The organism is Gemmobacter fulvus (genome assembly GCF_018798885.1).
In the GTDB taxonomy this organism is placed as follows: domain Bacteria; phylum Pseudomonadota; class Alphaproteobacteria; order Rhodobacterales; family Rhodobacteraceae; genus Gemmobacter; species Gemmobacter fulvus.
This window is the reverse complement of the sequence record NZ_CP076361.1, coordinates 2,023,899-2,050,760: the sequence shown is the minus strand read 5'-3', so window position 1 is coordinate 2,050,760 and position 26,862 is coordinate 2,023,899. Positions and strand designations below refer to the sequence as shown.

At 64.2% G+C, this 26,862-nt stretch carries 25 protein-coding genes; 7 read left to right on the top strand and 18 right to left on the bottom strand.

Annotation, left to right across the window (positions count from 1 at the left end; all coding sequences use genetic code 11):
- Positions 1 to 28 precede the first annotated feature (28 nt).
- The 6 genes from KM031_RS09935 to hslO all read right to left on the bottom strand — a co-directional run bounded on the left by KM031_RS09935 (position 29) and on the right by hslO (position 7,724).
- Positions 29 to 1,252 (bottom strand): class I SAM-dependent RNA methyltransferase, encoded by a 1,224-nt coding sequence (locus KM031_RS09935; RefSeq protein ID WP_215505795.1) that lies wholly within the window; start codon positions 1,250 to 1,252, stop codon positions 29 to 31.
- On the bottom strand, positions 1,249 to 3,099 hold the full coding sequence (locus KM031_RS09930; RefSeq protein WP_215505796.1) for an ABC transporter ATP-binding protein: 1,851 nt from the start codon (positions 3,097 to 3,099) through the stop codon (positions 1,249 to 1,251). The genes KM031_RS09935 and KM031_RS09930 overlap by 4 nt, the downstream gene beginning before the upstream one ends.
- Positions 3,096 to 4,937 (bottom strand): ABC transporter ATP-binding protein, encoded by a 1,842-nt coding sequence (locus KM031_RS09925; protein WP_215505797.1) that lies wholly within the window; start codon positions 4,935 to 4,937, stop codon positions 3,096 to 3,098. The genes KM031_RS09930 and KM031_RS09925 overlap by 4 nt, the downstream gene beginning before the upstream one ends.
- A 66-nt stretch (positions 4,938 to 5,003) precedes the next feature.
- Entirely contained in the window at positions 5,004 to 6,146 is a 1,143-nt protein-coding gene (locus tag KM031_RS09920; RefSeq protein ID WP_215505798.1) for a CCA tRNA nucleotidyltransferase, read from the bottom strand.
- A complete protein-coding gene (locus KM031_RS09915) occupies positions 6,143 to 6,733 on the bottom strand; it encodes a CoA pyrophosphatase (protein WP_215505799.1) in 591 nt (196 codons plus the stop codon). The genes KM031_RS09920 and KM031_RS09915 overlap by 4 nt, the downstream gene beginning before the upstream one ends.
- On the bottom strand, positions 6,723 to 7,724 hold the full coding sequence (hslO, locus tag KM031_RS09910) for an Hsp33 family molecular chaperone HslO (RefSeq protein ID WP_215505800.1): 1,002 nt from the start codon (positions 7,722 to 7,724) through the stop codon (positions 6,723 to 6,725). The genes KM031_RS09915 and hslO overlap by 11 nt, the downstream gene beginning before the upstream one ends.
- A gap of 71 nt (positions 7,725 to 7,795) precedes the next feature.
- Here hslO and KM031_RS09905 point away from each other — a divergent pair, with 71 nt between their 5' ends.
- A complete protein-coding gene (locus KM031_RS09905) occupies positions 7,796 to 8,242 on the top strand; it encodes an NUDIX hydrolase (protein WP_215505801.1) in 447 nt (148 codons plus the stop codon).
- Here the strand turns inward: KM031_RS09905 and KM031_RS09900 are convergent.
- Positions 8,230 to 9,492, bottom strand: a complete 1,263-nt coding sequence (locus KM031_RS09900; RefSeq protein WP_260691896.1) for a PP2C family protein-serine/threonine phosphatase — start codon at positions 9,490 to 9,492, stop codon at positions 8,230 to 8,232. The two genes, KM031_RS09905 and KM031_RS09900, sit on opposite strands and share 13 nt — an antisense overlap.
- Positions 9,493 to 9,661: 169 nt before the next feature.
- Here KM031_RS09900 and KM031_RS09895 point away from each other — a divergent pair, with 169 nt between their 5' ends.
- Complete coding sequence (locus KM031_RS09895; RefSeq protein WP_215505802.1) at positions 9,662 to 9,988, top strand: Hpt domain-containing protein; 327 nt, start codon at positions 9,662 to 9,664, stop codon at positions 9,986 to 9,988.
- A gap of 5 nt (positions 9,989 to 9,993) precedes the next feature.
- Here the strand turns inward: KM031_RS09895 and ilvA are convergent, their stop codons facing one another.
- Both ilvA and KM031_RS09885 read right to left on the bottom strand, forming a co-directional pair.
- Positions 9,994 to 11,241: a threonine ammonia-lyase IlvA gene (ilvA, locus tag KM031_RS09890; RefSeq protein WP_215505803.1), complete on the bottom strand. Its 1,248-nt coding sequence runs from the start codon at positions 11,239 to 11,241 to the stop codon at positions 9,994 to 9,996.
- A gap of 36 nt (positions 11,242 to 11,277) precedes the next feature.
- Positions 11,278 to 12,024, bottom strand: coding sequence for a hypothetical protein (locus KM031_RS09885; protein WP_215505804.1), 747 nt, complete (start codon positions 12,022 to 12,024; stop codon positions 11,278 to 11,280).
- Between the two features lie 128 nt (positions 12,025 to 12,152).
- Between KM031_RS09885 and KM031_RS09880 the strand changes: the two genes are divergently transcribed.
- A complete protein-coding gene (locus KM031_RS09880; RefSeq protein WP_215505805.1) occupies positions 12,153 to 13,382 on the top strand; it encodes an argininosuccinate synthase in 1,230 nt (409 codons plus the stop codon).
- A 67-nt stretch (positions 13,383 to 13,449) separates the two neighbouring features.
- Here KM031_RS09880 and KM031_RS09875 read toward each other — a convergent pair whose 3' ends face one another.
- Genes KM031_RS09875 through KM031_RS09845 form a run of 7 tightly spaced genes read right to left on the bottom strand, consistent with a single transcriptional unit; the run spans position 13,450 to position 20,492 of the window.
- Positions 13,450 to 14,805, bottom strand: coding sequence for an FGGY-family carbohydrate kinase (locus KM031_RS09875; protein WP_215505806.1), 1,356 nt, complete (start codon positions 14,803 to 14,805; stop codon positions 13,450 to 13,452).
- On the bottom strand, positions 14,802 to 15,116 hold the full coding sequence (locus KM031_RS09870) for an L-rhamnose mutarotase (RefSeq protein ID WP_215505807.1): 315 nt from the start codon (positions 15,114 to 15,116) through the stop codon (positions 14,802 to 14,804). Before KM031_RS09870 ends, KM031_RS09875 begins: the two co-directional genes overlap by 4 nt.
- Positions 15,116 to 16,105, bottom strand: a complete 990-nt coding sequence (locus KM031_RS09865) for an ABC transporter permease (RefSeq protein ID WP_215505808.1) — start codon at positions 16,103 to 16,105, stop codon at positions 15,116 to 15,118. The genes KM031_RS09870 and KM031_RS09865 overlap by 1 nt, the downstream gene beginning before the upstream one ends.
- Positions 16,102 to 17,073: an ABC transporter permease gene (locus KM031_RS09860; RefSeq protein WP_215505809.1), complete on the bottom strand. Its 972-nt coding sequence runs from the start codon at positions 17,071 to 17,073 to the stop codon at positions 16,102 to 16,104. The genes KM031_RS09865 and KM031_RS09860 overlap by 4 nt, the downstream gene beginning before the upstream one ends.
- Entirely contained in the window at positions 17,070 to 18,602 is a 1,533-nt protein-coding gene (locus tag KM031_RS09855) for a sugar ABC transporter ATP-binding protein (RefSeq protein WP_215505810.1), read from the bottom strand. Before KM031_RS09855 ends, KM031_RS09860 begins: the two co-directional genes overlap by 4 nt.
- Before the next feature lie 58 nt (positions 18,603 to 18,660).
- Positions 18,661 to 19,650 (bottom strand): rhamnose ABC transporter substrate-binding protein, encoded by a 990-nt coding sequence (rhaS, locus tag KM031_RS09850; RefSeq protein ID WP_215505811.1) that lies wholly within the window; start codon positions 19,648 to 19,650, stop codon positions 18,661 to 18,663.
- A gap of 32 nt (positions 19,651 to 19,682) precedes the next feature.
- On the bottom strand, positions 19,683 to 20,492 hold the full coding sequence (locus KM031_RS09845) for a DeoR/GlpR family DNA-binding transcription regulator (RefSeq protein ID WP_215505812.1): 810 nt from the start codon (positions 20,490 to 20,492) through the stop codon (positions 19,683 to 19,685).
- 186 nt (positions 20,493 to 20,678) lie between these two features.
- Between KM031_RS09845 and KM031_RS09840 the strand changes: the two genes are divergently transcribed.
- Both KM031_RS09840 and rhaI read left to right on the top strand, forming a co-directional pair.
- The gene (locus KM031_RS09840) at positions 20,679 to 22,796 is read left to right on the top strand and encodes a bifunctional rhamnulose-1-phosphate aldolase/short-chain dehydrogenase (RefSeq protein ID WP_215505813.1); all 2,118 of its coding nucleotides are present in this window, start codon (positions 20,679 to 20,681) and stop codon (positions 22,794 to 22,796) included.
- A gap of 5 nt (positions 22,797 to 22,801) precedes the next feature.
- Positions 22,802 to 24,076 (top strand): L-rhamnose catabolism isomerase, encoded by a 1,275-nt coding sequence (gene rhaI / locus KM031_RS09835; RefSeq protein ID WP_215505814.1) that lies wholly within the window; start codon positions 22,802 to 22,804, stop codon positions 24,074 to 24,076.
- Positions 24,077 to 24,124: 48 nt separating this feature from the next.
- Here the strand turns inward: rhaI and KM031_RS09830 are convergent, their stop codons facing one another.
- The gene (locus KM031_RS09830) at positions 24,125 to 24,508 is read right to left on the bottom strand and encodes a VOC family protein (protein ID WP_215505815.1); all 384 of its coding nucleotides are present in this window, start codon (positions 24,506 to 24,508) and stop codon (positions 24,125 to 24,127) included.
- A 43-nt stretch (positions 24,509 to 24,551) separates the two neighbouring features.
- A complete protein-coding gene (locus tag KM031_RS09825; RefSeq protein ID WP_215505816.1) occupies positions 24,552 to 25,313 on the bottom strand; it encodes an IclR family transcriptional regulator domain-containing protein in 762 nt (253 codons plus the stop codon).
- A 142-nt stretch (positions 25,314 to 25,455) separates the two neighbouring features.
- Between KM031_RS09825 and KM031_RS09820 the strand changes: the two genes are divergently transcribed.
- Both KM031_RS09820 and KM031_RS09815 read left to right on the top strand, forming a co-directional pair.
- Positions 25,456 to 26,190, top strand: coding sequence for a 3-oxoacid CoA-transferase subunit A (locus KM031_RS09820; RefSeq protein ID WP_215505817.1), 735 nt, complete (start codon positions 25,456 to 25,458; stop codon positions 26,188 to 26,190).
- Positions 26,187 to 26,858 carry a 3-oxoacid CoA-transferase subunit B gene (locus KM031_RS09815; protein ID WP_215505818.1) on the top strand — a complete coding sequence of 224 codons (672 nt, stop codon included), beginning with the start codon at positions 26,187 to 26,189 and terminating at the stop codon, positions 26,856 to 26,858. The genes KM031_RS09820 and KM031_RS09815 overlap by 4 nt, the downstream gene beginning before the upstream one ends.
- Positions 26,859 to 26,862 lie beyond the last annotated feature (4 nt).

Genomic DNA, 26,862 nt, shown 5'->3' with positions numbered 1-26,862 from the left:
CAAAGCCATCACGGCTTCGTGCGTCAATTCACGCCCGGCTGAACCGCGCCGCCAGTTCCACATGCGACGACCAGCGGAACTGATCGACCACATGCACCCAATCGAGCTGATAGCCCCCGGCGCGCAGCACCCGGGCATCGCGCGCGAAGGTCACCGGATTGCACGACACCGCCGCGATCACCGGCACACCGGAGCGCGCCAGTGTGGCTGTCTGCGCCTCGGCCCCGGCGCGCGGCGGGTCGATCACGACGGCCTGCACGCCTTTGAATTCATCAGGTTCCAGCGGACGGCGGAACAGATCACGCGTCTCGACGCTGACGCGGTGCAGCCCCTGCGCCTGACGCCAGCCCTTGTCGAGCGCGGCCATCATCGCCGCCTCGCCCTCGACAGCATGAACCGCGGCCTGATCGGCCAGCGGCAGACTGAACGTGCCCACCCCGGCGAACAGATCGGTGATGCGGTCGGCGCTGCCCACGGCGGCGCGCACCGCCCCCAGCAAGGCGCGCTCGCCCTCCACCGTCGCTTGCAGGAAGGCCCCGGGCGGCGGTGCCACCAGCGCCTTGCCGAATCGCTGCATCGGCGCGGCGCGCAGGGCCACCGTCTCGTCCCCCCAGGTCAGCCGCGACAGGCCGTGGGCTTCAGTGATGCGCGCCAGATCCAGCCGCAACTGCCCGTCGAGCGGCTTGCCCCCTGCCACGATCACATCCGGCCCCGCCAAAGTGCGGGTCAGCGTCAGCGACAGTTCGGTGGTGCGCGATCCGCCTGCGATCACCAGCGCCTCCAGCGCCGGGAACACCGCCATCAGGTCGGGGTGCAGCAGCTGACAATTCGGCGCGGGGATCAACTGATCCGAGCCGCGCGCATGAAAGCCCAGCATCGCACCGCCCTTGGTACGCCGCCCCGAAAGCGTGGCCCGCCTGCGTGATTGCGGCGGCGAGGTCAGCACGCCACGCAGTTCCGCCTCGATGCCCTGACCGGCCAGCGCACCGCGCACGATCCCCATCTTCCAATCGGCCACAAACCCGTCACGGGCGTGCTGCATCAGGCAGCCACCGCAGCTGCGGGCATGGGGGCATGGCGGTTTCACCCGATCCGCCGAGGGGGTCAGGATCCGCGCATTCAGTAGCTTGTCGCCCTGAATCTCGCCCTCGACCTCTTCGCCGGGCAGCATCTGTGGCACATAAACGGGGCCGTCCGGCCCCTGCGCGATGGCGTCGCCCAGGTGGCCCAGTCGCTCGATGGTCAGTTTCATTCCGCTGCCTCAGCCTCTTCGGTGACGATGAAGCCCCCCGATTGACGGTTCCAGTAGCGCGCGTAAAGCCCTCCTTGTGCCAAAAGCGCCTCATGGTTGCCCATCTCGACGATCCGGCCCGAATCCAGCACCACAATCCGGTCCATCGCAGCGATGGTCGACAGGCGATGCGCGATGGCCAGCACGGTTTTGCCCACCATCACCCGGTCCAGCGCTTCCTGGATACTGGCCTCCACCTCCGAATCAAGCGCCGAGGTCGCCTCGTCCAGCACCAGAATCGGCGCATCCTTCAGGAAGGCACGCGCCAGCGCGATGCGTTGCCGCTGCCCGCCTGACAGTTTGACCCCACGCTCCCCAAGATAGGCATCATACCCCTTGCGGCCCTGATGATCCTCCATCGCCAGAATGAACTCATGCGCTTCGGCCTGCCGCGCCGCCGCGATGATCTCGGCCTCTGTCGCATCGGGGCGGCCATAGGCGATATTGTCCCGCGCCGAGCGGTTGAACATCGCGGTTTCCTGCGTGACCATGCCGATCTGACGGCGCAGCGATTCCTGCGTCACATCGCGCACATCATGGCCATCGACCAGAACCGCACCCTTTTCGCAATCATAGAGCCGCAACAGCAGCGCCACGAGGCTGGATTTGCCCGCCCCCGATGCGCCGACAATGCCCAGCTTCTCACCGGCGCGGATGTCCAGAAACACATCCTCCACCCCGCCCCGCGTGCGGCCATAGGCAAAGCTGGCATGATCATAGCGCACAGCCCCCTTGACGCGCGGCAGTTCGATCGCATCGGGCTTGTCGGCCAGAAGATGCGGCGCCGACAGCGTGCGCATTCCGTCCTCCACCTCGCCCACGCTGGTATAGATGGACATCAGGGTAAAGCTGACCCAGCCGGTCATCTGCGCAATCCGCATCGCCACCGCCCCCGAGGCCGCAATCGCGCCGGCCGTGGCCGCGCCCTGCTGCCACAACAGCACAGTGCCGCCGATCAGCAACACCGGCAGCACCCCGGCCAGCGTCATCAGAGTAAATCGGAACCAGGTCGAGATGACGCCGAATTCCAGACTGCGGGCGCGGAAGACCTCCATGCTTTTCAGCGCAACCCGGTCCTCGAAGGCGGCATGAGCGAACAGCTTGACGGTCTTGATATTGGTGATCGTATCCACCACCTGCCCCGACACCATCGCCCGCGCCGCCGCCCGCGCCGCCGAGTTCACCTTTACCTTGGGCAGGAAAAACCGGATCAGCGCCAGATAGGCCGCCATCCAGACCAGCAACGCAATCGCAATGCGGGCATCAATCGCGATCAGGAAAATCGCCGAACCGATCACCGAGGCCAGCGCGAAACAGACGGTGTTGATCACCTCTGTCGCCACATCGGTCACCGCCCGCGCTGCCTGCATCTGCTTTTGCGCGATCCGCCCGGCAAAATCATTGTCAAAGAAGGTGACGCTTTGCCCCAGGGTCCAGCGATGCAGACGGCTCAATACCAGCGGCATCACATTCGGCCCGACGATGATCGAGTTGGACGCCGCCGAGGCCGCAAAGGCCAGCGGGCGGAAGATCAGGTAAAAGGCGGTGAACCACAGCAGCAGATCCAGATGCACGGCGAAAAAGTCGGCAGGCCCTGCGCTTACCGCCGCATCCACCACCCAACCGAGGATCAGCGCCGAAACCACCTCTGTCGTGCCCGCAAGGCTGGAGATGATGCCCGCCACCACCAAAGGCCCCCAGGCCCCGCGCAGACACCAGCCGAAAAATGCGCCAAGCTGTTGCGGCGGATTGCCCGAGGCGGGGCGGAAGGCGTCAATAAAGCCGCCAAGCGATGTCAGCAGCTTCATTCCGTCTCCTCTGTTCCGATAAATCCACCGGATTGCCGCGCCCAGAACCGGGCATAAAGGCCGCCCTGCGCCAGAAGATCGGCATGGCTGCCGTCTTCGGCCACGCGCCCATCCTCCAGCACCACAATACGGTCCATCGCCGCGATGGTCGACAGGCGGTGCGCAATGGCGATCACTGTCTTGCCCTGCATCACACCATAAAGCGCATCCTGGATCGCCGCCTCGACCTCGCTGTCGAGCGCGCTTGTCGCCTCGTCCAGGATCAGGATCGGCGCATCTTTCAGGATCACCCGCGCCAGACCGACGCGCTGGCGCTGCCCGCCCGAAAGCTTCACCCCGCGCTCGCCGACATGCGCATCATAACCGCGGCGGCCTTCGGGGTCTTCCAGCGTCAGGATGAACTCATGCGCTTCGGCACGCTGTGCCGCCGCGATCATCTCGGCCTCGGTGGCATCGGGGCGGCCATAGAGGATGTTTTCGCGCACGGACCGATGCAACAGGCTGCTGTCCTGCTGCACCATGCCGATTTCGCGGCGCAGGCTGTCTTGTGTGACCTGCGTGATGTCTTGCCCGTCGATCAGGATGCGCCCGGCCTCGGGATCGTAAAAGCGCAGCATCAGCTTCACCAATGTCGATTTCCCGGCACCGGAACGCCCGACAAGCCCGATCCGTTCCCCGGGCCGGATGGTCAGCGTTACCGCCTGCAAACCGCCCGAACCGCGGCCATAGTGATGCGAGACGGCCTGAAGGTCGATCCGCCCCTCGGTCAGCCGCAAGGGCCGCGCCGCTGCCGCATCCACCAGCCCGATGGGTTGGGTGATCGTCTCCATACCTTCGGCCACCACGCCCAGCGCCTGCACCAGCGAGGTTGTCGCCCACATGATCCAATAGGTCATGTTGTTCAGCCGCAGCACAAGCGTCGTCGCCGCCGCCACCGTGCCCACCGAAGCCTGCCCCTGATACCACAGCAGCAAGGCCCAGCCGGTCACCGCCACGATCAGAAACCCGTTCAGCACCGTCAGCGCCAGATCCATCTTGGTGACGATGCGCATTTCCTGCTGGAACTTCACCCGCGCGGTTTCGATCGCTTCGGTCGCATAACGCATTTCCAGATCGTGATGCGCGAACATCTTCACCGAATGGATGTTGCTATAGGCATCAACCACCCGCCCGGTGACAGCCGAGCGCGCATCCGAACTGGCCTTGGAGGCCGGGCCCGCCCGGCGCAGCGTCCATTTCACCAGCGCGGCATAAAGCGCGAACCAGATCAGCAACGGCACCAGCAGACGCAGATCCGCCTCTGCCAGCATCACGCCCGCACCCACCACAGTGACGCTGGCAAAGGCCACTGCGTCAAAGGTCTGAAACACTGCATCCCCGGCAGCGGGCGGTGTCTGCATGATGCGGTTGGCAATGCGGCCCGCGAAATCGGATTCAAACCAGCCCACCGGCTGCCGCAGCACATGATTATGCGCGCGGTAACGGATCATGGTGCCAAAGTTCGGCAGGATCGTATTGTGCAGCAGCGCCACATTGGCCACGAGGATCAGCGGCCGCAGCACCAGAACGGCAAAGCCCACCGCCAGAATCTCGGTGCCATAGCTGGCCCAGATCTCTTGCGGTTTGCCCTGCGCCAGCAGGTCGACCACCCGGCCCACATACCAGATCAGCACCACATCCGCCGCCGCCGCCAGCACCGACAGCAGCGCCGTAACGGTAAACACCCCCCGGAACGGGATGATATATTCCCGCAGGAACGGCCAGAGTTTGCGCGGTGGCGTATTGGAGGGCGTATATGGCCGATAGGGGTCAACCAGCCCTTCGAAAAACCGGAACATCAAAAGAACTGCCTTCACTGTGGTCTTGGCAGATATATAGCCCGATTTGACCAGAAGGAAAACAATTCACCCCAGAAGATCATCCCGGCCAAGCCGCAGCCCGGTTTGCAGCCAGTGCTGTTCCAGCGCCTTCAGCCGCGCCCCCAGCGCCGCGCCCTGCAAGGCGGGCATCAGATCGGCAGAGCGTACCGGAAAGCGCGCCGCCGCCCCCCGCGCGATCTCGGCCCGCCAATCTGGTGGCGGGTCCGCCTCGAACAGCGCCGCCCGGGCCAGAATGACATCGGTCGCCAGCGCCGGTTTCAAGCGATAGCCGAGCGCGGCAGGGCTGGACAGATCGCCCAATGCATCCTTCACCAGCGCCAGATCCCGGCTGTCCTGCCGCGACAGCCGCCAGCGCGCGCTCACATCCTCGCCGCCCAAAACGGCAAGGCGGCGCAGCCAGCTCGGCGCAAGATCACCCTCCAGATGCACCAGAGGGGCCAGCGGCCGCGCATCGGCCCCCGGCAGAACCTGCGCCAGAACCCCGGCCTGCGCCATCGCGGCCAGCGCAGGCGCCGGATCCGCCGCCGCCAGCAATTTGCGCATTTCCGCCCCGATACGTTCGGCAGAAAGCGTCTCTATTCCAGCCGAAAGGGCCGCACAGGCGGCCAGCCCCTCGGCATCAATGCCGCCTGCCGGATCGCCGTAGATCGCGTGAAAGCGGAAAAAGCGCAGGATGCGCAGGTAATCCTCGCGGATGCGGCGTTCGGCATCGCCGACAAACCGGACATGCCGCGCCACAAGGTCGGGCAATCCGCCCAGCGGGTCGATCACCTGCCCATCCGGCAGGGCATAAAGCGCATTCATGGTGAAATCGCGCCGCGCCGCATCTTCGGCAATATCGCCGGAATAGGCGACCACCGCCCGACGGCCATCGGTTGCCACATCGCGGCGGAAGGTCGTCACCTCATGCGGCACGCCGCCCGCAATCACCGTCACCGTGCCATGGTCGATCCCGGTCGGAACCACTTTCAATCCGGCCTTTTCGGCAAGATCAGAGACGGTTTGCGGCGGGGCGTCGCTGGCAAGATCAATGTCCGCCACCGGCATGTTCAGCAGCGCATTGCGCACACAGCCCCCCACGAACAGCGCCTGAAACCCGCCTGCCGTGATCGCCCGGCACACCGCCTGCGTGGCGGCAGAGGTCAGCCAGTCGCCCTCGATCCTCATGCAGCAAGCCTTTCGGCCAGCCCGCGCAACATCCGGGCCGTTGCGCCCCAGATATAATAGGGGCCGTAAGGCACGGCATAATAGCTGCGCCACTCGCCCCGCCAGATCCGCCGCTCAACCCGGAACCGGCTCAGATCGGCCAGATGCGACAGCGGCACGCGAAACACCTCCTGCACCTCGCCCAACTCGGCCCGGGACACAAAACCGTCTCTGATATGGCCCAAAATCGGCGTCACGCTATAGCCGGTGACGGTTTCATGCGCGGGCAGCCGCCCCAGAACCCGGACCAGCGCCGGGTCGAGCGCCACCTCCTCCCAGGCCTCGCGCAGCGCCGCCGCCTCGGGCGAGGCATCGGTGGCATCAATCTTGCCCCCCGGAAAGGCAATCTGCCCCGGATGGTGCTTCAGCCCCGAGGCGCGTTTGGTCAGCAGCACCTCTGGCCCCTGCCGCCCTTCACACACCGCCACCAGAACAGCAGCGGGGCGCAGAACGCGCCCCGGAGCCAGAACCGTGTCGGGGTTCAGATCATAGTCCGACGAGGCAGGCGTGGGCCGTGCCAGCGCCGCTATCAGCGTTTCAATCGCCATCCCGTGCCGCCTGCTCGGCCTCGAAGCCCAGCGTTTTCGGATCGAATTCGTAATGCGCGCCGCAGAACTGGCAATCCGCCGTCAGAATACCTTCCGGCGTGGTCATGTGGCGCAGATCCTTGGCCGAATAGATCGACAGCGACGAGCGCACCTTTTCCGCCGAACAGGAGCAGCCAAAGCGCACCGGCTGGGCATCATAGACGCGCGGTTGCTCCTCGTGGAACAGCCGCACCAGCAGATCCGTCGGCGCAACCGACGGCCCGATCAGCTCCAGCTCCTCCACCGTATCCAGCAGCAGATTGACGCGCGCCCAGTTTTCGCCGTCCTCGCCATCGACGATATCCGCCGGGGTCAGCAACCCGCCCTCGCCCGAGCCACCCTCTTGCGCCACGAAGGGCGAGGCTTTGGGCATATGCTGGATCATCACGCCCCCTGCCCGCCAATGCGGTGCCACACCCGGCACCTGACTGCGGCCATAGGTCAGCGCGAACCGGGTCGGAAGCTGTTCAGATTGCGCAAAATAGGTCTCTGCGCAGGCGGACAGTGACCCGCCGGTCAGCGGCGTAATGCCCTGATAGGGCAACATGCCCTGCCCCTGGTCGATCACGATGACAAAATACCCCTCGCCGATCAGGTCGAACGGTTTTGCAGCGGGGTCCAGATCTTCTTCCACGAAATTCGCATAGGCGCGGATGCGGGCGGCCTGACCATCCTCGGTCGGGCCATAGTAATCGGTGGCAATCATCTTCACCGGCCCGATGCCGCGGATCTGCAACGACAGCCGCCAGCGCAGCTTGATCGTCTGGCCGATCAGCGCGGTCAGCAAGGCCGCCTCGCAGACCAGCGCCTCGATCTGGGGCGGATAGGCATGTTGCTTCAGCACCTGATCCAGCACGCCATCCAGCCGCGCCACGCGGCCGCGAATATCCGCGAGGTCCAGTTGAAACGGCAGGACAGTATCGTCCCAGGCGATTTGCGATCCGATGGTCATGGGGGTTTCCTAAAGCTGCCAGTCTTGGCATACCGCGACAATATAGGCGCGGCAAGTTCAGGACCAAGGGCATGATACGGCGAATTGGCGAAGCGGTGAAACCCGGGCAACGCTATGGGCTGCGCCCCGGCGTCTATGCGGTGCTGCTTCAGGGCGATCAGATCCTGACCACCTTTCAGGCCAATCCCGTGCCCGAATACCAGCTTCCCGGGGGCGGGATCGACCGGGGCGAACAGCCGATTGCCGCCCTGCACCGCGAGGTGATGGAAGAAACCGGCTGGCGGATCAGCGTCACCCGGCGGCTCGGCGCGTTCCGGCGGTTCTGCTACATGCCCGATTATGACCGCTGGGCCGAAAAGCTGTGCACCATCTATCTCGCCCGGCCCGTCCGCCCGATCTGCCCACCGACCGAGGCAGGCCACAGCGCGGTCTGGCTGCCGACAGACGAGGCGCTGGCCCGTCTGGGCAATGCGGGCGACCGCGCCTTTCTGGCGCAGGCCCTGCATCAGCCGCGATAGTGGAACAACACGCCCGACACATCATCGGGGAAATCCTGCCCGCCTGCATGGCTGTTCAGGTTCCAGACCAGCGCCTCCAGCAGCGCCTGTGCCTCAAGCCCTTCATTTCGCGCCAATATCTCGATCAGGCCCTCGGCACCGAGTTCCTGCCCGTCTGGCGCAGGACATTCGGTAACCCCGTCTGACACCAGAAACAGCCGGTCACCCGGCCGGAGCCGCGCCTCGATCCGATGAAACACCACATTGGGCAGCAGGCCGATCGGCAGGCCGCCCTGACCCAGCTGTTCGATCGTGCCATCCTGCCGGATCAGCAGCGGATGGGGATGGCCCGCCTGCACCATCTGCACCCGCCCGGTTTGCAGATCCACCTCGGCATAGGCCATGGTGAAATACTGCTCCACCTGCATGTCCTCCAGCATCATCCGGTTGAACCGCGCCGCCACCATTTCGGGCGGCCAGGCGTCGCGCTGCCCCTCGGTTCCGCCGGTCAGCGCGATATTCTGATCCGGTGAGGCCCCCGACAACAGCCCCGCCAGCCGCGCCGTCATCATGGCCGAGGCCACGCCATGCCCCGACACGTCCACCGAATAAAGCGCGATGCGGCGGGCGCTGATCTCGAAAAATCCGACCAGATCGCCGCCGACATGGCCCGAAGGTTTCAGCAGGATTGACGCTGTGCCCCGCCCGAAATCGCGGTGCCGCTCGCGCACAAGCGTCTGCTGCAACTTGCGCGCCTCGATCAGATCGCGGTCCAGCGAATCATAGAGTTTCTGCAATTCCGCCAGCGTTGTGCCGATCAGCCGGTTCTTGTCGACCAGCTCGCGCTGCATCCCCAGAATCCGCTCGCCCGCGCGCAGGCGGGCGTGCAACTCATCCGCATTGACGGGTTTTGTCAGAAAATCATCCGCCCCGACATCCAGCCCATGCGCCACCTCGCCCTTCCCGGATTTCGAGGTGAGCAGGATGAAATAACCATAGGCCTCATGCGGCAAGGCCCTGAACTGGCGGCAGAAATCAATGCCTGACATGCCGGGCATCACCCAATCGGAAATCACGATATCGAACGCCGTCGCCGAACACAGTGCCAGCGCCTCCTCTCCGCAGCCCGCCTCGATCACCTGATAGCCCCAGCGCAGCAGAGACATAGACAGGATCTTGCGCTGCGCCTTGCTGTCATCCACCACCAGCACGCGGCGCGGCGCCAGACTGGCACGCGGCACAAGGGCCCTGCTTTGAATCGTATCGGCCACCGCGCTCGCTCCGCTTTCCGTCACGGGGGCAGTGTTGATGCCATCCCTTAACAGAGCGTGAAGCCTAAAATTGTGCAGGAAGATCGCGGCGGGCCTAACCGATTGTTAAACCCCGCGCCGCCATTCTCGGGCGGTGTGGGATCAGGAGGGCCTTGGGCCGGGGGATATGATGATTGATTGGGACAGGGTGGCGGATCTGCGATCCGAAGTGGGGGAAGACGGCTTTGCCGAAGTGATCGACCTGTTTCTGGAGGAAACGGACGAGGTGGTCGCGCGTCTGCAGCAGATGCACGCAGGCCAGCCGCTTGGCCGTGATCTGCATTTCCTCAAGGGCAGCGCGCTGAACCTCGGGTTCCGCGATCTGGCGCAGCTCTGCCAGGAGGGAGAGCGCAACAGCAGCGCCGGGTCGGCGGTCGATCTGCCGCAGCTTCTGTGGCTGTATCAGCAGTCCAAAGCGGCGTTTCAGGCCGGGCTGGCCCGCCTGTCCGCCGCCTGATCAGATCAGATCAGGAATTCGGCCAGGGATTCATCGCCGGTGATGTCACGATAGGTGAACCCGGCCGCATCCATGCGCCCATAAAGCTGCGCAAAATTGTCTGCCGATTTCGTTTCGATCCCGATCAGGACAGAGCCGAAGTTGCGCGCCGATTTCTTGAGGTATTCAAAGCGGGCGATGTCATCCTCGGCCCCCAGCATCATCAGAAATTCGCGCAGCGCACCGGGGCGTTGCGGCATCCGCAGGATGAAGTATTTCTTCAGCCCGGAATAGCGTTGCGCGCGCTCCTTCACTTCGGGCAGGCGTTCAAAATCGAAATTGCCGCCCGAGGTGACGCAGACCACCGTCTTGCCCCGGATCTGATCGGCCAGCACCGGCAGCACATCGACCGACAGCGCCCCCGCCGGTTCCAGCACGATGCCTTCGACGTTGAGCATCTCCAGCATGGTCACGCAGATCCGGTCCTCAGGGGCCAGCAGCACCTGTTCCGGCGGAACCCAATCCAGCCGCGCAAAGGTGTTCACCCCCAGCCGCGCCACCGCAGCACCATCGACGAAACTGTTGATGCGCGGTAATGTCACCGGCTGACCCGCCTCCAGCGCCGCCGTCAGGCTCGCACCGCCCAAGGGTTCGACAAAGCGGAAATCGGTGTCCGGGGCCGCCTGCCGCAAATAGGCCGTCACGCCCGAGGCCAGCCCGCCGCCGCCCACCGGCAGGATCACCAGATCCGGTGCCTGCCCCAGCTGATCCAGAATTTCCACCGCCACCGAGGCCTGACCTTCGATCACATCCGGGTCATCGAAGGGCGACAGGAAATGCGCCCCCTTCTCGCGGCAATAGGCTTGGCTCGCCGCCAGCGTCTGATCGAAATAGTCGCCGGTCAGCACGATCTCGACGGCAGCACCACCAAAGGTGCGCGTCTTGTCGATCTTTTGCTGCGGCGTTGTCACCGGCATGAAGATCGTGCCCTTCACCTCGAAATGGCGACAGGCATAGGCCACGCCCTGCGCATGGTTGCCCGCGCTGGCACAGACGAAATGGCCCTGATCCGGTTGGGTTGCCCGCACCTTGCGCATGGCATTGAACGCCCCGCGCAGCTTGTAGCTGCGCACCGGCGTCAGATCCTCGCGCTTCAGCCAGATTTCGGCCCCATAACGGGTCGAAAGATGGTCATTGCGTTGCAGCGGCGTGGCCTCGAACAGGTCGCGCAGGGCTTCACAGGTGCGGCGGGCGGCTTTGGCAAAATCGGTCATCCGCCGATTAGACCCGAGCGCACCGGAATGGCAAGATCAGACCAGCGAGCGTTTTTCGATGTAATGGCCATAAAGCGTCGTCAGGATCGACACGCCGACCATCACCTGAACCCAACCCAGCACCACCTCGGCCAGCAGCGACGGGATCGAACCGGGGGTCAACGCCTCCAGCGGCAGGCCCAGCAACAGGCTGCAAAACGCGACAATCGCCGCCAGTTGCAGCATGGTCACCCCATCGCCCGCCGTCGCCCGCCAGCCGTCGGTCAGCGTCAGCTTTTCCCCCAGCGCGATGCCCGGCAGAATCGCGCTGAACCGGTTCACGATGGCCAGAACCGGCACCAGCGTCAGGAAGATCACCAACATTCCGGCAAACACCGTCTGCCCCAGCGCCGACAGGACCAATGTGCCGATGAGCGAGGCCAGCGCAAAGCCGACAATGGCGGCGATCAGGCCGATTTGCAGGGATTTCACGAAATAGGCGCCAATCTTTGCCCCATGAAACGGCGGCACAAGGCTATGCTGCCCTTCGGCCTGCAACACAAAGCGGTGCCAGGAGACCGCGATCCACAAGGATCCGATCAGAAAGGCCAGCGAGGCAAACAGCGCACCGAACGCCACGCCCACTGTCGGCTCCAACGTGTTCCCCGGCGAGATGCCCATGCCGCCCAGCGCCACGGCAATCATCATCTGCACGATGTAGATCAGCCCGGAGATCCGCAGCGCATCGTTGAAATTGCCAAATACCTGCCGCACCGAATGGGTGAAAATCTGCCAAGCTTTCATCGTCACGCCTCTTGATACCCTGAGGTTGCAATGGCGCAGAGGCCGCGCGCACTGTCAACTGCCCCAGGATGCTTGCCCTTGCGCGCGTTTCCCTTTAATCGCGGGCGAAACCTCGATGGAGCGGTCTCATGTCCAAGCCCAAGAAAGTCGTGCTTGCCTATTCGGGCGGTCTCGATACCTCGATCATCCTGAAATGGCTGCAAACCGAATATGGCTGTGAAGTGGTGACCTTCACCGCCGATCTGGGCCAGGGCGAAGAGCTGGAGCCGGCACGCCAGAAGGCGCTGCTGCTGGGCATCAAGGAAGAGAACATCCACATCGTCGACGTGCGCGAAGAATTCGTGCGCGACTTCGTGTTCCCGATGTTCCGCGCCAATGCGCTGTATGAAGGGCTGTATCTGCTGGGCACATCGATCGCGCGGCCGCTGATCTCCAAACATCTGGTGGAGATTGCGCACAAGCATGGCGCTGATGCCGTGGCCCATGGCGCGACCGGCAAAGGCAACGATCAGGTCCGGTTCGAGCTCAGCGCCTATGCGCTGGATCCCTCGATCCGGGTGATTGCCCCGTGGCGGGAATGGGATCTGACCTCGCGCACCAAGCTGATCGAATTTGCCGAGACGAACCAGATTCCGATTGCCAAGGACAAGCGCGGCGAGGCCCCGTTCAGCGTGGACGCCAACCTGCTGCACACCTCTTCCGAGGGCAAGGCACTGGAAAACCCGGCCGAGGAAGCGCCCGATTATGTATATCAGCGCACCGTTTCGCCGGAAGAGGCACCGAACACCCCGGAATATATCGAAGTGAGCTTCGAGCGTGGCGATGCCGTCGCAATCAATGGCGAGGCGCTGTCGCCCGCCACCATCCTGACCCGTCTGAACGAACTGGGCGGCAAGCATGGCATCGGGCGGCTGGATTTCGTGGAAAACCGCTTTGTCGGCATGAAATCGCGCGGCATCTATGAAACCCCCGGCGGCACCGTGCTGCTGGAGGCGCATCGCGGCATCGAGCAGATCACGCTGGACGCGGGCGCGGGGCACCTGAAAGACTCGATCATGCCGCGCTATGCCGAGCTGATCTACAACGGCTTCTGGTTCTCGCCCGAGCGTGAAATGCTGCAAGCCCTGATCGACAAGAGCCAGGAACATGTGACCGGCACCGTGCGGCTCAAGCTCTACAAGGGGTCGGCCACCTGCGTGGGCCGCTGGTCGGAGCATTCGCTCTATTCCGAAAAGCATGTGACTTTCGAGGAAGATGCAGGCGCTTACGATCAGAAGGACGCGGCAGGTTTCATCCGCCTGAACGCGCTGCGGCTGAAGCTGATCGCCACGCGCAATGCGCGGGTTGCCGGCAAGTAACCGCCACAGCCAGCCGATGCTGAGTGCCACAGGGCCGCCCACCGGGGCGGCTCTGTGCATTTGTGGCCTATGCCTGCGCCACCCGCGCCTGCCACAGCTGCGCATAGGCGCGCAGCGCATCATCCCGCACCACGGGTGCTGGGGGTGGGGCGGCCATGCGGCGCGGAGCCAGCAGCAGGGCCGCGCCAATGGCGGTGCCGGTGCGCCCGGCAGCCTCGCTGACCGCAAGCCCGGTCGCGGCTGACAGCATCCGGCAATAGTCGGCGTTGCGGGCAAACGGCCCTTCAACAATCACCGGCCCCTGCGCCCCTGTCATGCGCAGACATTCCGCTGTCATCAGCGCCAGATACCAGGACAGCGCGACACTGCGCTGCCCCGCCTCGGCATCCCCGGTCCAGCGCGCCACGCGCCCGGTATAGGGACCGCTGTCGCTCTGCACGGCGGGCAGCAGCATCAGCTGGCGGTCAAGAACGGCGCGGCGATCCTGCTCCGATACCGCCACTTCGGGGTGCGGGCGCATCTCGTCATATTCGCGCCCGCCCATGAACCGGGCCGAGGGCACCGGCTGACCCAGCGCATTGACGTTGACCAGCGTATCGCGCCCCGGATCCAGCGTGACCGGCGCGCCCCCCATGGTCATCACCACCACCCATGTGCCGGTTGATACCACCGAAAACGCTCCCTCGCGCTGCAACAGATGCGGCAACAGCGAGGCATTGCTGTCATGGAGGCCGCAGACCACCGGCGTTTCGGCGGGCAGGCCGGTTGCCCGTGCCACATCGGGCAGGATCGGGCCCAGAATGGCATCACAGCGCTGCAACGGCGCCAGCTTTCCGGCCAGCCCAAGGCGCTCCAGCAGGGCCGAGGGCTGCGCCCGCCACGGGTTCCACAGATCGGTATGGCAGCCGAGCGAAGTGACATCACAGGCCGCCACCCCGGTCAGCCGATGCGCCCAATATTGCGGATAGGTCACCACCTGCGCCGTGCGCGCGGCAAGCCCGTCATCCTGCGCCAGTTGCCAGTGAAGCTGCGCGCCAAGGTTCAGCCCCATGGCAAGGCGCGGTGATCCGGTTTCGGCAAAATCCGGGCGCAGCGCCGCATAGGCGGCGGATTGGCCCGGGCGCGGATCCTCGTAATCCAGCACGGGGGCGGCCAGCGTGCCATCCGCCGCCAGCAGTGCCGCACAGGCCCCATGCGTGGTAATCGAAATCGCATCAATCCGGTGCGCAGCATGAAACCGCGCGAGCGCGTCCAGCAGAAAGGCCCAATGGCCCTCGGTATCGAAATGCGGATAGGGCGGGCCGGGCAAGACGGTGTTGGGCCGGGTGTCCACCGCAAGCTCGGTCAGCGTCTGCGCATCGACAAGCGCCAGTTTGGCGTTGGTCTTGCCGATGTCGATGACGGCAATGTGCTGCGCCGTCATGGCAGATGAAACATCGGAATCAGCGGCACTGCCACCGGCGCGTGATCGGCATGGGTCTGCATGATATCGGCCATATGCGCCCACCACCGGCGCATCACCGGATGATCGGGCAGCGCCGCCATGCCATGATCGGCGCGGCGCCACAGCACCCCGAACAGCGCATCGGTCTCGGGGTCCAGATGGATGGAATAATCGCTGATACCCGCCTCTTGCAGCAGCACCACCAGCTCGGGCCAGATGTCCGCGTGGCGGCGGCGGTATTCGTCCGCCATGCCGGGCAGCAGGGTCATGCGGAAGGCGTATTTCTCCATCATGCCCTCCGTGCCCGCGCCCACAGCCGGGGCAGCGCAATCACCGCGATCAGCAGCACCCCCAGAATGATCGACATCACGATGCCCGGCACGTTCAGCAGGCCAAGCCCGAACGTCACCAGCCCCATGACCAGCGCCGCAATCACCACACCGGGAATAGAGCCGGACCCGCCCAGAATACTGACGCCGCCCAGAACCACCATCGTCACCACCTCCAGCTCCCACCCCGTTGCGATGGAGGGACGGGTGGAGCCGAGGCGCGAGGTCAGGCAGACGGCGGCAAGCCCGCTCATCCCCCCGGTCAGCAGGAACAGGGTGAACCGCACCCGATCCACCCGGATGCCGGAAAACCGCGCGGCGGTGGCATTGTTGCCGATGGCAAACACCGCGCGGCCAAAATTGGTCCGGTGCAGCAGGATGTAGAATACCGCCGCCATCAGCGCGAACAGCACCAGTTCCACGCTGAACACCCACCAGACATACCCCTGCCCGAACCAGGCCAGCCCCGCCGGATAGCCGGTATAGGCCCCGTCGCCGAGAATGATATAGCTGATGCCGCGGAACAGGCTCATCGTGCCGATGGTCACAACGATGGAGGGCAGATTGAAGCGGGTGACCAGCAACCCGTTGAACGCCCCCGCCGCCAGCCCGGTGCCAATGCCCAGCAGCACCAGAACCGGCACCGGGGCACCCATGCTCATCGCCAGCCCCATGATGGTCGAGGCCAGCGCGATGATCGAGGCGACCGACAGGTCGATCTCGCCCGCGATGATCAGCATCGCCATGGCAAAGGCAATCAGCGCCTTTTCGGTGAAGTTGAAACTGGCGTCCGACAGGTTCCACGGATCGAGGAAGTATGGTGACGCCAGCGCATTGGCGATGAAAATGGCCAGCGCCGTGACGCAGAGCAGCGCCTCCCAGCTTTTCAGCGCTCGCGATAGGGGCGAGGTAAGCCGGTCGGGAATATGGCGGGGGGTGGGAGAGGTCATGCCCGATGCTCCGCAGTTTTGAGGATAAGCCGGCCCTTGGCGGCAGAGCTTTTGGCGTTGAACGCAATGGCGATCAGGATGGCAGAGCCGGAAATCGCCATCTGCCAGAAGGGTGAAATGCCCACAACCGGCAGCGCATTCTTCACGATGCCCAGAAACAGCGCGCCCAGCACGGCCCCGCCCACCGATCCGGCCCCGCCCGCAATGGCGATGCCCCCGATCACACAGGCGGCGACCACATCCAGTTCAAACCCGCCCGCGATATCAACATAGGCCACCGCATAACGCGCGACCCACAGATAGCCGGTAAACCCCGCCAGCGCGCCGGAAATCACAAAGGCGGCAAATTGCGTTCGCCCGACCGAGATGCCGGTATAGACGGCGGCATGAGGATTGCCGCCCACCGCAAAGAAGGCCCGGCCCAGCGCGGTGCGCTTGACCAGAACGGCAAAGCCCGCCACCACCGCCACCGCAATCCACGCCATGACCGGCAGGCCAAGGATCACCATGCGCGGGAAGGCCTTGAACCCGTCGGTCATCTGATGCGCATTGATCCATTTGCCATCGGTCAGCAGAAAGATCAGGCCGCGATAGATGGTCATCGTGCCCAGCGTGACCACAATCGACGGAATATCCAGCTTCCAGACGAAAAAGCCGTTCACAGCGCCCATCACCGCGCCCAGCGCCACCACCGTCAGCAGGATCAGCGGCAGGGGCACGCCCATGCCATTCATCATCGCGGCCAGCATCCCGGTCAGCGCCAGATTTGCCGCCACCGACAGGTCGATACATTTGGTCAGGATCACCACCATCTGCCCCAGTGCCAGAATGATGAGGGGCGAGGTATCGGTGAACACCCGTGCCAGATTGCCCGGCGCGATAAAGCCCGGAAACCGGGTGGCAATCAGCGCCAGCAGGCCCAGAATGGCCGCCGCCAGAATGGCCTCGCGTGATTTGAACAGGGTCATGCTGCCTCTCCTTCGATGCCGACGGCGGCGCGCACAAGGTTTTCGGGCGTCATCGCCTCGCCCTTGAATTCGGCTGCAATGCGCCCCTCGCGCATCACGATCACCCGGTCCGACATGCCCAGGACCTCGGGGATTTCAGAGCTGACCATGATCACGGCCAAGCCTTCGGCGGCGAGTTCCGACATGAAATCATGCACGGCAGCCTTCGATCCGATGTCGATGCCCTTGGTCGGTTCATCCAGAATGATCACGCGCGGCTTGGTGGCCAGCCATTTGGCGATGACCACCTTTTGCTGATTGCCGCCCGACAGCAGGCCCACATCCTGATCGAGGCTTGCCGCCCGCAGATCAAGCCTTTGGGTATAGTCGCGCGCCAGCTTGAACTCTTCGGCCAGCCGCAGGAAGCCGTGGCGTGAGGTGCGGCCCAGCGAGGGCAGCGTGACGTTCTGAAAGATCGGCAGCCCCTTCACCGCCCCCTGCCGTCCGCGATCTTCGGGCACATAGACGATGCCCGCCTCGACCGCCTGCGCCGTGCTGCGGATCACCCGCACATCATCGCCGACGCGGCAGGCGCCTTTCGATGGTCTGGTGATGCCGAACAGCGCCTGCATCACCTCGGACCGGCCAGCGCCGACCAGACCGTAAAAGCCCAGAATCTCGCCCGCGTGCAGGGTAAAGCCGATGTCGGCAAATTCGGTCGGATGGCAATAGCCCGAGACCGTCAGCATCGGTGCCCCCAGCCGCGCCGGGCGTTTGGGATAGATCTGATCGACGGCGCGCCCCACCATCATCTGCACCAGCTGCGCCTCGGTCACATCGGCCATCTGGCCATCGGCAATGAACTGGCCATCGCGGAACACGGTGAAACGATCCGCGATGCGAAAGATCTCGTCGAACTTGTGGCTGATGAACAGGATGGCTTTGCCCTCGGCCTTCAGCCGGTCCACCAGATCGTAAAGCTCGTGGATTTCCTTGTGCGACAAGGCCGCCGTGGGTTCATCCATGATCACCACCCGCGCGTCGATCGACAGCGCGCGGGCAATCGCCACCAGATGTTTCGACGCAATCCCCAGATCCCGCAACTTGCTGTGCGGATTCAGATCCGCGCCAATCCGCGCCAGCAACACACGCGCCTGTTCAAACAACGCGCGCCAGTCGATTAGGCCAAGCCGGGTGCGCGGCGCATGGCCGATAAAGATGTTCTCGGCCACGGTCAGCTCATCGAACAGCACGGTTTCCTGATGGATCGCCGTCACCCCCGCCGCGCCTGCCGCCTGTGCGGTGGTAAAGCGGGTCTCCTGCCCATCCACCGCAATCGTGCCTTCGTCCGGCTGATAGATGCCGGTCAGGATTTTAACGATGGTCGATTTGCCTGCGCCGTTTTCCCCGATCAGGGCGGTGACCTGACCGGGAAAAAGGTCAAGCTGCACCCCGTTCAAGGCCCGCACGCCGGGGAAGGATTTGGTGATGCCGCGAAGGCGCAGCACCGGGGATGCGGTGCCGGTCGCGGCAACGGGTTGCGCCTGCATGGGGAAAACCTTGACTGAAAGGGGAAGGAAGGCCCGGCGCTGACGCCGGGCCCGCGCCTCAGAAAATCGACGAGAAGGCGTCGATATTCGTCGCGTCATAGACAAACGGATCGGCCATGGCGCCTTCCAGCTTGTCATCCAGCGTCACGCTGCCCATGCGGCCCATCGGGATTGCCGCGCCCGCCTCGGCCTTGGCACCGTTCGACAGGTTGTAGGCGATCATCGTCGCCGAATAGCCCAGATCAATCGGGTTCCAGATCGCGAAGGATTTCGACGCGCCCGATTTCACATGGCCCGCCATTTCCGACGGCAGCCCAAGCCCCGTCACGTTGATCTGCCCGGCCTTGCCCGCATCGGTCACCGCCTGCGCCGCCGCCACGATGCCGACGCTGGTCGGCGCGATGATGGCTTTCAGGTTGGGATAGGTCTGCATCAGGCCCTGCGCCTCGCGGTAGGATTTATCCGCAAGATCGTCGCCATAAACCGTGCCGACAACGGTGATGCCCGGATAATTGCCCATCACCTTGTTCATCTCTTCGATCCAGGTGTTCTGGTTGGTCGAGGTGGTGGTGGCCGACAGCACCGCCACTTCGCCGCCCTCGGGCAGATTGTCGGCGGCCAGCTTGATGATCATGTTGCCGATCAGCGGGTTGGACGAGGGGTTCAGGTGCATCATGCGGCCCTCGGCGGCCACACCCGAATCCCAGGAAATGACGGTGATGCCGCGATCCATCGCCTTTTTCAGCGTCGGCACCAGCGCATCGGTGTCATTGGCCGAGACGGCAATCGCATCCACCTTTTGCGCGATCAGGGCGTTGATCACCTCGATCTGGCCTTCGGCGGTGGTGTCGGTCGGGCCGGTATAGATGATCTCCACATCGCCCAGCTCTTTCGCCGCCTCTTCGGCCCCTTTGGCCGCCGCCTCGAAGAAACCGATGCCCAGCGCCTTGACGACGATTGCGATGCGTTTGGTTTCGGCATGGGCACCGGTGGCGATCAAGGCTGTTGCCAGTGCGGCGGTGGTGAGTGCTTTCCTCAGAATGCTCATGTGGTTCCTCCCCTGAGCGGTTGCGGCCCGCGCTATTCCTCCTGCGCGATGCCTTTTCGGTCTGTCGCGGCCAGCTCTGCCACGATCAATCTGATCTCTGCCGCCTCCAGCATCTGTGCAGCGCGATCCTCGATCCGGTCATCGGTGATGACGGTGTGGATGCGGCTCAGCGGGCACAGGATCAGGCTGGAGCGGTTGCGGAATTTGCTGGAATCGACCAGCACGACCAGTTCGTCCGCCTGCCCGATCAGCTTTTGCTCGGCCTGGATCAGCAGCGGATCGGCCTCCATCAACCCCAGCGGGCCAAGCCCCTGCGCGCCCATGAACATGCGGCGGGCATAGAAGTTGCGCGTCACATCATTGTCGAAGGGCGACAGGATGATGTTCTGCTCGCGGTAGATCGCGCCACCGGGCAGCAGGACGGTATTGCGCGAATGTTTCAGCAGATGTTCCGCAATCGGAAAGCTGTTGGTCAGCACCTGCAAGCGGCGCGCCGACAGCGGATGCACCATCTGGAACGTGGTCGTGCCGCCATTGATGATGATGGCATCGCCCTCGTCGCACAGATCCACCGCCGCGCGGGCAATTGCGCGTTTCTGCGCGATGTTGAAGGTTTCGTTCACCGAAAACGGCCGCCCCGCCAGCCCGACGAATTGCGGCGGCGCAATCGCCTCGGCACCGCCGCGCACCCGGCGCAGCTTTTTCTGGACGTGTAGAGTGGCAATATCGCGGCGGATCGTCGCTTCTGACGCGCCGGTCAGGCTGCAAAGATCGACCACCGTCGCAACGGGGCGCTCCTGCACGGCAGATAGGATGATCCTGTGGCGTTCACTTTCGTGCATTGTGGCCTCCCTTGGACACAGAGTTTCCATCTCATTCAATCTTTGTCAATCATTTTCAATCGCAGAATGTCATTCTGCGCACGCACAATGACTGATCTTGATTGAAAATGATTGACATTCTGCCACGGGCTGGCACATTTCGCGGCAAGGAGGCGCGGCACGATGCCCGCGCGATGGGAGGATATGATGACCAACACCCCCGCCGAACCCCGGCCCCAGACCACTGCCCTGCCCTCTCTGTGGGATGATGCCCGCGCGGCGACGATGACCGAGCCGGAAAAGCTGCTCTATCGCTCCAACCTGCTGGGCTCGGACAAGCGCATCACCAATTATGGCGGCGGCAATACCTCGGCCAAGGTGATGGAACGCGATCCGCTGACCGGGCAGATGGTCGAGGTTCTGTGGGTCAAGGGATCGGGCGGCGATGTCGGCTCCATCAGGATGGACGGGTTTTCCACGCTCTATATGGACAAGCTGCGCGCCCTGAAGGGCGTCTATCGCGGCGTTGAATTTGAAGACGAAATGGTCGGCTACCTGCCGCATTGCACCTTCAACCTGAACCCGCGCGCGGCCAGCATCGACACCCCGCTGCACGCCTATGTGCCGAAGAACCATGTCGATCACATGCACCCCGATGCCATCATCGCGATTGCGGCGGCAAAGAATTCGCGCGCCCTGACGCAGCAGATTTTCGGCTCCGAGATCGGCTGGCTGCCGTGGAAGAAACCGGGCTATGAGCTGGGCCTGTGGCTGGAGGATTTCTGTCTGAAGAACCCCGAGGCGAAGGGCGTCGTGCTGGAAAGCCATGGCCTGTTCACCTGGGATGACGATGCAAAGACCTGCTATCAGACCACGCTGCGCATCATCAATCAGGCAATGGAATGGTTCGCCACCGAAACCACGGGCAAAACCATCTTTGGCGGTCAGAAACACGCATCGCTGCGCGAAGATGATCGCCGCGCCGTGGCGGCGCGCCTGATGCCCGCGATTCGCGGCATGGTGTCGGGGGCGCAGCACATGGTCGGCCATTTCGACGATCAGCCCGCCGTGCTGGACTTCGTCAATGCCGCCGGGATGGCCCCGCTTGCCGCACTTGGCACCTCCTGCCCCGATCACTTTCTGCGCACGAAGATCCGCCCGCTGGTGGTGGATTTCGATCCGGCGCTGAACAATATCGACGCGGTTCTGGCCGGTCTACCCGCACAGGTCGCGGCCTATCGCGCCGATTACGCCGCTTATTACGACCGCTGCAAACACCCCGACAGCCCGCCGCTGCGCGACCCCAATGCGGTGGTCTATCTGGTGCCCGGCGTCGGCATGATCACCTTCGCCAAAGACAAGGCGACCGCCCGCATTTCGGGTGAGTTCTACGTGAACGCCATCAATGTGATGCGCGGCGCGTCGACCGTGTCGGACTATTGCGGCCTGCCCGAACAGGAGGCCTTCGACATCGAATACTGGCTGTTGGAAGAGGCCAAGCTGCAACGGATGCCCAAGCCGAAGGCGCTGGCCGGGCGGGTGGCCTTTGTGACCGGCGGCGCGGGGGGCATCGGCTCTGCCACGGCGGAACGCTTCTTGCAGGAGGGGGCCTGCGTGATGCTGGCCGATATTGATGCCACGGCGCTGGAGGCGGTGAAGGCCAATCTCGCCAGCCGCTTTGGCGCGGATATGGTGCGCGTCGTGCAGATGGATGTGACCGACGAGGCACAGGTGACCGCCGCCTATGCCCAGACGGCGCTGGCCTTTGGCGGGCTGGATATTCTGGTGTCCAATGCCGGAATCGCCTCCTCCGCCCCGATCGAGGAGACCAGCCTCGCCCTGTGGAACAAGAACATGGATATCCTCAGCACCGGCTATTTCCTTGTGTCACGCGAAGCATTCAAATGTTTCCGCACCCAGGGCATCGGCGGGTCGGTGGTGTTCGTCGCCTCGAAAAACGGCCTTGCCGCCAGCCCGAACGCGGCGGCCTATTGCACCGCCAAGGCCGCCGAGATCCATTTGGCGCGCTGTCTGGCGCTGGAAGGGGCCGAGGCCGGAATCCGGGTGAATGTGGTCAATCCCGACGCGGTGCTGCGCGGCAGCAAGATCTGGTCGGGCGAATGGCTGGATCAGCGCGCCTCGACCTATGGCAAGGACAAGGAAGGGCTGGAGGAAATGTATCGCCAACGCTCCATGCTCAAACGCTCGGTCCTGCCCGAGGATATTGCCGAGGGGGCCTATTTCTTTGCCTCGGATCTGTCTGCCAAATCCACCGGCAATATCCTGAATGTGGATGCCGGCAATGTTCAAGCTTTCACCCGGTGACAATGATGATCCACGCATCCCTGATCGAACAGGACAACGCCCGCCATCTGGCCCGGCTGACGGCGGATTATGATGCGCTTGGCGCGCATCTGGCGCGGCGCGGCATCGACATTGCCGCGGTGAAGGCCAAGGTCGCAGCTTACGGCGTGGCGGTGCCAAGCTGGGGCGTCGGCACCGGCGGCACCCGCTTTGCCCGCTTTCCCGGCACGGGTGAGCCGCGCCACATCTTTGACAAGCTGGATGATTGCGGCGTCATCCACACCCTGACCCGCGCCACCCCCACCGTCAGCCTGCATATCCCATGGGACAAGGCCCCGGTGGCCGATCTTCTGGCCAAGGCCAAACAGGTGGGGCTTGGCTTTGATGCCATGAACTCCAACACCTTTCAGGATCAGCCAGGGCAGGCACACAGCTATAAATTCGGCTCGCTCAGCCACGCCGATGCGGCGACGCGGGCGCAGGCGGTCGCGCATAACATCGACTGCATCGAACTGGGCGCGCAGCTGGGATCAAAGGCGCTGACGATCTGGATCGGCGACGGGTCCAACTTCCCCGGTCAGGTGCATTTCACCCGCCAGTTTGAACGCTATCTGGAGGCGGCCAAACAGGTCTACGCCGCCCTGCCCGCCGACTGGCGGCTGTTCACCGAACACAAGATGTTCGAGCCTGCCTTCTATTCGACCGTGGTGCAGGACTGGGGCACCAATTACCTGATCGCACAGGAGCTTGGCCCGCAGGCGCAATGCCTTGTCGATCTGGGCCACCATGCGCCGAACACCAATATCGAGATGATCGTGGCGCGGCTGATCCAGTTCGGCAAGCTGGGCGGCTTCCATTTCAACGACAGCAAATATGGCGATGACGATCTGGATACCGGCTCGGTCGATCCTTATCGGCTGTTTCTGGTGTTCAATGAACTGGTCGATGCCGAAGGCCGCCCCGGCTTTGCCCCGGCGCATATGCTGGATCAGAGCCATAATGTGACCGATCCGATTGAAAGCCTGATGGTTTCGGCCTGCGAGGTGCGCCGGGCCTATGCTCAGGCGCTGCTGGTCGACCGCGCGGAGCTGACCGCGGCGCAGGACGGGAATGACGCGCTGATGGCCACCGCCTGCCTGAAAGCAGGGTTCCGCACCGATGTGGAGCCCATCCTCGCCATGGCCCGGCTGGAGGCCGGGGGCGCGATTGATCCGCTCTCGGCCTATCGCGCCTCGGGCTATCGGGCAACGGTGGCAGCGCAGCGCCCGGCAGTGGCGGGCGGCGGCGGCGGCATCGTCTGATCCGGGCCGGGGCGGGGCATCGCGGCCCCGCCAGGCCCGGAATTGCGGTCAGGCGCGCGGGTCGACAGAGCGGATGATCCGCACCGCATCACCCTTCTGCGCCATCAGCTCCAGCAGCAGCCCGTCGGGCAGCAACAGCCAGTGCGGCCCCTTGGCGGTCGCCACCGCCCCATACGCCTCTGCCGCCGCGATGGTGGCCGGCAGATCCTGGCAGATGATGCCCAGATGGCCGAACCGCCCTTCCGGGCCGGTAAATTCCGCATCCCGGATCAACTGAATCCCGCCCAGCAGCCAGGCTTGCTTCGGGTCATCGGGATCGCCATCCAGCTTGGTCACGGTCATGCCGAGAACATCGCGGAAAAACGCGATGTGGAACGCGATGTCGCGCACATGAAATGCCGCGTGATCCAGACAGGCGAGAGGTGCCGACATGGCAAGGATTTCCTTTCAGAGAGAGTTTGAGGGGGGGTATCTGTCAGCGCAGCAGGCCGCGCAATTCCGTGGCCACCGCCAGCAGTTCCGGCAGAAACCGCTGCACCAGATGCGCGGCATCGCCCTGTGCGGCGGCAAGCCCGAGGTTCAGCGCGGCAACCACCCGGCCCCGCGCATTGACCAGCGGCACAGCGATGGAGCAAAGGCCCAGCTCCACCTCCTGATCGTTGACCGCATGGCCCTGTGCGCGGACGCGGACAATTTCGGCCATGATGGCATCGGGACCGGTGCGGGTGTGCGGGGTCCGCGCGATCAGCGGGCTGCGGGCCAGGATCGTCCGCGCCTCGGCCTCGGGCAGCGCCGCCAGCATCACCCGCCCCATCGAGGTGCAATAGGCAGGCAGGCGCGAGCCAGGCATCAGGGCAATCGACATCACCTTCCGCTGCGCCGCGCGGGCGATATAGACGATCTCGGCCCCGTCGAGGATCGACACCGAGGTGCTTTCGCCAAGCCGGTCTGACAGCGCATCCAGCACCGGCTGCACGATCTGCGGCAGGGGCATGGTGGCCAGACAGGCGGTGCCAAGGCGCAGGACGCGGGGCGACAGGGTAAAAAACTTGCCGTCGTAATCAGCATAACCCTGATGCGCCAGCGTCAGCAGGCAGCGCCGGGCCGTCGCACGGTCCAGCCCGCTGGCCGCCGCCACCTCGGCAATGGATTGGCGCGGCCGTTCGGCGGTGAAGGTTTCGATCACCAGCAGACCCTTGGCCAGCCCGCCCATGATGTCCCGTTCGCTGATCGTCATGGGTGCCTCGGTTTTGCCTGCGCGGATTGTGCGGTATGTAAACAAAATCATCATATCGCACAAACAGGATGGACGGAAGCCCGCCCGCTGCCTATTTCTGCATGCAGCGGGCAAGACCCTGGCCCGATGCAAGAGGCACTCCATGGACAAGACAATCGCAAACCTGGCCACCGCTGTGGCCGGGATCGAAGATGGCATGACCGTGATGATCGGCGGCTTTGGCGGATCCGGCGCGCCGATCGAGCTGATCCACGCGCTGATCGACCGCTTTCGCGCCACCGGTCATCCCACAAACCTGACCGTGGTGAACAATAACGCGGGCAATGGCCATGTGGGGCTGGCTGCGCTGATTGCGCAGGGCATGGTCGCAAAGCTGATCTGCTCTTTCCCGCGGTCCGCCGATGCGCGCGTGTTCACCGAGCAGTATCTGGCGGGCAAGATCGCGCTGGAACTGGTGCCGCAAGGCACTTTGGCCGAACGCATCCGCGCAGGAGGGGCGGGTATTCCGGCCTTCTATACCCCCACCAGCTTTGGCACCGATCTGGCCAAGGGCAAGCCGGTCGAGACCTTCGACGGGCGGCCCTATGTGCAGGAACGCTGGCTCAAGGCCGATGTGGCGCTGGTCAAGGCCGATGTCGGGGATCGGCTGGGCAACCTGACCTACCGGATGGCGGCGCGCAATTTCAACCCGCTGATGTGCATGGCCGCCGCGCAGACCGTGGTGCAGGTCAGCCGCATCGTCGCCCCCGGCGAGATCGACCCCGAAGCCGTCATCACCCCCGGCATCTTTGTGCAGAGCCTGGTCGAGGTGCCGAACCCGCAGCAGGAAGAAACCCTCAACCGCGCGCAGGCGGTATACCCGGAGCCCGCAGCATGACCGCGACCCTGACCCCCACGCAAATCGCCTGGCGCGCCGCGCAGGACATAAACGATGGTGCTTATGTCAATCTTGGCATCGGTTTTCCCGAAATGGTGGCGCGCTTTCAGCCGCCCGGCCGCGAGGCGATCTTTCATACCGAAAACGGCATCCTCGGCTTTGGCGAGTCACCGCAGCCCGGGCAGGAGGATTGGGATCTGATCAATGCCGGCAAGAAGGCAGTGACGATCCGCCCCGGCACGGCCTTCTTCCACCATGCCGACAGCTTTGCCATGGTGCGCGGCGGCCATCTGGATGTGGCGATCCTCGGCGCCTATGAGGTGGCCGAAACCGGCGATCTGGCGAACTGGTCCACCGGGCCGCGCGGCGTGCCTGCCGTGGGTGGGGCGATGGATCTGGTGCATGGGGCCAAGCGCGTGGCCGTCATCACCGATCACGTCACCAAGGATGGCAAACCGAAGCTCGTGCAACGCTGCACCCTGCCGCTGACCGGGCTCGGCTGCGTGACCCGCGTCTATACCTCGCTGGCGGTGATCGACGTTGTGGCGCAGCACTTCGTGCTGCGTGAAAAACTGCCGTCGATCTCGCTCGACCACCTGCAATCCCTGACCGGGGCCACCTTGCATCTGGACGGCACTGTGGCCGACCTGATCGTGCCCGAACTGTGAAAGG